Below are 4,711 nucleotides of genomic sequence, written 5' to 3'. Positions count from 1 at the left end.
GGGGAGACAGTCCGGCGCGGCGGCATCACAAAGGCAGGCAACGGTCGGGTTCGCCACATGTTGGTCGAGAGCGCCTGGACCTATCGACATCCGCCCAAGGTCGGGAAGGCGAAGCTATACCGATTGGAGCAGGCATCACCGAAGGTGTGTGAGATCGCCTGGAAGGCGCAGTCCCGGCTGACAGCCCGCTACCGCATGCTGAGCGCTCGGGGCAAACGGACAACGGTCGTCTGCACCGCGATCGCCCGTGAACTGGTCGGCTTCATGTGGGCAGTCGCAAGGGAGGCGCGCGTCACCTGATCGCTCGCCGCGACGGCGCACATATCGCGCATGGGCGGAGGCGGGACCACGGCAGGGGAATGCCCGTCAGACGCTTTGTGGCCGGCGAACCGCCGACGCCCGCAGTAAGATAGGAACAGCCCCGGACGCACAATCGGGAATGCGGTAGTTAACCCGCGCATCAGAGCTTGATCAACGACGTCCTTCAGTTCCGCCTCCACCCATGCGCGATCCTCAGAATGAGCAGCCGTCCTCGGATCGGGCGACCTCCTGCGTTCCAAACCTTGACAGCGGACATCAGAGCGCTGTTCTCAGGCCACGGCCTTGAGCTCCGGCGGCGTCATGTAGCCCACGGGAGGAGATCGTTGATCTGGCTGTTGGGGTGGCCGCTGACGATCCTGGTGAGCACGTCTGCCAGATAGCCGAGTGGCTCGACGCCGTTGAGTTTGCAGGTTTCGACCAACGATGCGACGACGGCCCAGTGTTCGGCGCCGCCATCCGATCCTGCGAAGAGTGCGTTCTTCCGGTTGAGCGCGATCGGGCGGATCGAGCGTTCGACGGTGTTGCTGTCGATCTCGATGCGGCCGTCATCAAGGAAGCGCGACAGGCCATCCCAGCGCGAGAGCGCGTAGCGGATCGCCTCGGCGAGTTTTGTCTTCTGGCTGATCAGCCCGAGTTTCTCGCGCAGCCACGGTTCGAGATCGGCGACGATCGAGAGGCTCTTTTCCTGACGCACGGCGCGGCGCTGCTCGGCCGATCGTCCACGAATGTCGTCTTCGATCCTGTAGAGTTCAGCGATCCGTCTCAGCGCCTCGCTGGCGATCGGCGCGGGACCGGCCGCGGCGAGTTCGTAGAAGCGCCGGCGCACATGCGCCCAGCAGAAGGCGAGCGTGACGCCGCTCTTGTCGGCGAGCACGCGATAGCCGCCATAGCCATCGACCTGGAGGATACCGGTGAAGCCCGCGAGATGGGCAATCGGTCGCTCGGCCTTTCGGTCCGGCGCATAGACATAGGCGACGCCCGGTGGGTCGGCTCCATGCCATGGCCGGTCATCGCGGGCATAAGCCCAGAGCTGCCCGGTCTTGGTCTTGCCGCGGCCGGGATCGAGCACCGGCGCGGTTGTCTCGTCGGCGAAGAGTTTTGGCGAGGACTTCAGCTTGCCAAGCAGCCGCTCGTGCACCGGACGCAGATGCCAGGCGGCGCGGCCGACCCAGTCGGCGAGCGTAGAGCGATCCAGATTGATGCCTTGCCGAGCATAGATCTAGCGCCTGACGGTAGAGCGGCAAGTGATCGGCATATTTGGAGACCAGAACCTGCGCGACCGTCGCTTCGGTCGGCAGGCCGCCTTCGATCAGCCTTGCGGGCGCCGGAGCTTGCACGACAACGTCCTCGCAGGCGCGACAGGCATATTTGGGCCGGCGCACCACGATCACGCGCAGCTGCGCCGGAACGATGTCGAGCCGCTCGCTCACGTCCTCGCCGATCCGGTGCAGGGGACAGACGTGATCGTCGATGTCGACGATCGTTTCGATGCGAGGAAGATGCGCCGGCAGCGCGCCACGGTTCGCTCGGCGCTTTCCTGCGCGCTCAATGCGTTCGCGCGGGTCGGCACGTTCGGTCGCCTCCTCGCCGGCGGCCTCGATCTGCTCGGCTTCTTCCAGACCCAGCAGCAACTGGTCTTCCGGCAGGCTCTCGGCGCGGCGGCCGAAGCGGTGACGCTGCAATTCCCGGATGATCTGGATCAGCCGCGCATTCTCGACGTCGCGCGCCAAGACCATCGCCTTCAGCGCATCCGGATCGTCGGGAAGCTGGTCCGCCGTCATCGCCATGAGCGGATCAGACCATATTCGCCGGCACCGGGCGACAGAGGAATCCGGACTGATTCACTTGGTCGCGGATCAGCCCGCCTGCGCCGGAACGCGCGTCTGGCGAGCTTCATGGACCGTCGCCAGTCGAGACCTTCGAGCAGTGCCGACAGCTGCGCGGCCGTCAGCTGCATGATCCCGTCCTGCACCTTCGGCCAGCGGAACTCGCCGCCCTCAAGGCGCTTTGGCGTAAAGGCAGACTCCTGTGCCGTCCCAGAAGATCAGCTTGATCCGGTCCGTCCGCTTCGCACGGAACACGTAGATCGCGCCGCTGAACGGTTATGTGGCGCGCCACATAACCGCATTTATGCGTCGGGCGAGATTATGTGGCGGAGCCGCCCTGACGCCCGGCAGGGCCGGCCAAACCCAGCTTGCCTCCGCCACATAATATTTCATGCCTCTCTCATGGGGCGCGGGATTCCCCTGCGCCACAATGCCGGAGGGGCAGAATGCTCGAGTTCTATTTTTCGTATTGTGGGGTGCTCAAGCGCCTGCGCAGCGGCGCACTCGGTGGCGAGATGGATCGCCTCGCGAAGCATTTTTTCACGCTTGGTTATAGGCGAGCGACCGCCAAGATTTACCTGAGCCGGATTGCGCGCTTTAGCCAGTTTGCCGCGACGCGCTGTGATCCGATGCCGATCCATCAGGATGTCGTCGATAGCTATTTGTGCACGTTTACGACGGATTCTCCACGCATTGGAGCAGTGTCGGCGCTGGGACACGCACTGCGAGTGGCTCCGGAGCGATTCATTGCCTCCGTTCCCAGTGTAGATGCTGACCCGGATGCTCCGCTTCTGGCTTCCTTTTCGGACCATCTGGGCAGGGTGCGGGGCCTGGAGCCGAAGACCCGCGAAGGCGTTCTTCTGGGCGGCCGCCGCTTTCTGGATTGGTTCCGCCATCACCATCCCGGCCAAGACCTCGAGGCGTTGGCGGCCGAGCACGTCCTCGCTGCCGTCGAGCATCGGCTGTCGCTATCGGCGACCTCCGGCACCCCGCACGGCAGCGACTTCTCACATCCGAACATTTCTTCGGTTTTTGTGTTGGGCTGGCCACCATGACCAGGATCTCGCCGGCGTCGTCCCAAGGACGCCTCATTGGCGTTTGGCGCATTTGCCACCGCGCCTTGCATGGGATGACGTTCGGCGCGCAATCGACGCGATCGGCGCAACGACGCCGGTCGACATCCGCGATCCAGCCGTCCTGCTACTCGCCACCACCGGCATTCGCAACGGCGAGCTCCGCGCCATTCAGCTGCAGGATATCGACTGGCGAGCTGGCGAGGTTTTTGTCCGGCGCACCAAGGGCAAGCGTGATCGCGTGGCGCCGCTCCTCGAGGAGACCGGCGCCGCGCTCGCCGACTACATCCTGCGCGCGCGACCGAAGGTGGATAGTCCGTATCTATTCCTGTCCTTCACGCCGCCCTTGGGACCGTTCAAGTGCGCGTCGCCTGTTTCGAGGATCGTACGGAAGCGGTTGCGGCATGGCGGGATCGAACTCGGGCGGGTCGGAGGTGCGCATCTTCTGCGCCGGGCGCCGCTCCTGGAGTCATACTTTCGCCGGCGCTTGAACAAGCAGCGCAACGCGACTCCCGCGACCGTGGCCAGCTATCGCGATGCCTTGCGCATGCTGATCCTCTTTGCCGCCGCCCGGTTGCGGAAGAAGCCGGCGGCGTTGACGCTCGAAGATCTCGACCGAGACCTCGTTCTCGCTTTTCTCGACGATCTCGAGGAGAAGCGGAACAATTGCGTCGCCACGCGCAACGCCCGCTTGGCCGCGATCCGATCTTTCTTCCACCACGTCGCTGCTGCCGACCCGGCGTCCTTCGGCGTCGCCCAACGTGCTGACGATTCCCATTAAACGGACGCACATTGAGGTGACGTACCACCTCACCAAGGCCGAAGTGGACACCCTCATCGCGGCACCCGATCCAAAGACGCCCCGTGGTCGGCGCGACCGAGCCTTTCTTCTCTTCTTGGCACGGACCGGCGCCCGGGTCTCCGAAGCCACCGGCGTTAACGCAAACGACCTTCAGTTGGAACGGCCGCACCCGCAAGTGCTGCTGCGCGGCAAAGGGCGCAGAGACCGCGTCGTCCCCATTGCTAAGGACCTCGCGCGAGCGCTGACAACCTTGTTGAGCGAGCGCGGGATCGCCCATCACGAGCCGCGACCGATATTCGTCGGCGCCCGCAACGAGCGGCTGACCCGTTTCGGAGCGACCCATATCGTGCGGCGTGCGGCCGCCGAGGCCGTGGCTATCAGGCCGGCGTTGGCCGACAAGCCCATATCGCCGCACATCTTCCGGCACTCCCTCGCCATGAAGCTTCTCCAGTCCGGCGTGGACCTTTTGACGATCCAAGCCTGGCTCGGGCACGCACAGGTCGCCACGACCCACCGCTATGCCGCCGCGGATGTCGAGATGATGCGCAATGGATTGAGAAGGCGGGCGTCGCCGGCGACCACGGCGTGCGTTTCCGACCGAACGACGCCGTTCTGCAACTGCTGAACAGCATCTAAATATTATGTGGCGGAGGCAAGCTGGGTTTGGCCGGCCCTGCCGGGCGTCAGGG

3 protein-coding genes and 2 pseudogenes are annotated in these 4,711 nt (G+C 64.7%); 4 read left to right on the top strand and 1 reads right to left on the bottom strand.

Features of this window, described 5'->3' with window-relative positions; genetic code table 11:
• Window positions 1-300, top strand: a pseudogene (locus tag EN749_RS30780) (IS110 family transposase); the annotation flags it as partial.
• Window positions 301-619: 319 nt separating this feature from the next.
• On the opposite strand, the pseudogene EN749_RS30775 reads toward EN749_RS30780, so the two are convergent.
• A pseudogene (locus tag EN749_RS30775) lies at window positions 620-2,108 on the bottom strand (IS66 family transposase).
• Between the two features lie 485 nt (window positions 2,109-2,593).
• Between EN749_RS30775 and EN749_RS30765 the strand changes: the two are divergent.
• Genes EN749_RS30765 through EN749_RS39130 form a run of 3 tightly spaced genes read left to right on the top strand, consistent with a single transcriptional unit; the run spans window position 2,594 to window position 4,647 of the window.
• Window positions 2,594-3,202 carry a site-specific integrase gene (locus tag EN749_RS30765; RefSeq protein WP_095521540.1) on the top strand — a complete coding sequence of 203 codons (609 nt, stop codon included), beginning with the start codon at window positions 2,594-2,596 and terminating at the stop codon, window positions 3,200-3,202.
• A 52-nt stretch (window positions 3,203-3,254) separates the two neighbouring features.
• On the top strand, window positions 3,255-4,001 hold the full coding sequence (locus EN749_RS39135; RefSeq protein ID WP_245491525.1) for a tyrosine-type recombinase/integrase: 747 nt from the start codon (window positions 3,255-3,257) through the stop codon (window positions 3,999-4,001).
• A complete protein-coding gene (locus tag EN749_RS39130; RefSeq protein WP_245316526.1) occupies window positions 3,982-4,647 on the top strand; it encodes a tyrosine-type recombinase/integrase in 666 nt (221 codons plus the stop codon). Before EN749_RS39135 ends, EN749_RS39130 begins: the two co-directional genes overlap by 20 nt.
• Window positions 4,648-4,711: the final 64 nt, after the last annotated feature.

Origin of the sequence: Mesorhizobium sp. M7A.F.Ca.ET.027.02.1.1, from assembly GCF_004022985.1 — a bacterium.
Taxonomy (GTDB): domain Bacteria; phylum Pseudomonadota; class Alphaproteobacteria; order Rhizobiales; family Rhizobiaceae; genus Mesorhizobium.
This window is presented reverse-complemented; position numbering and strand designations above follow the sequence as displayed.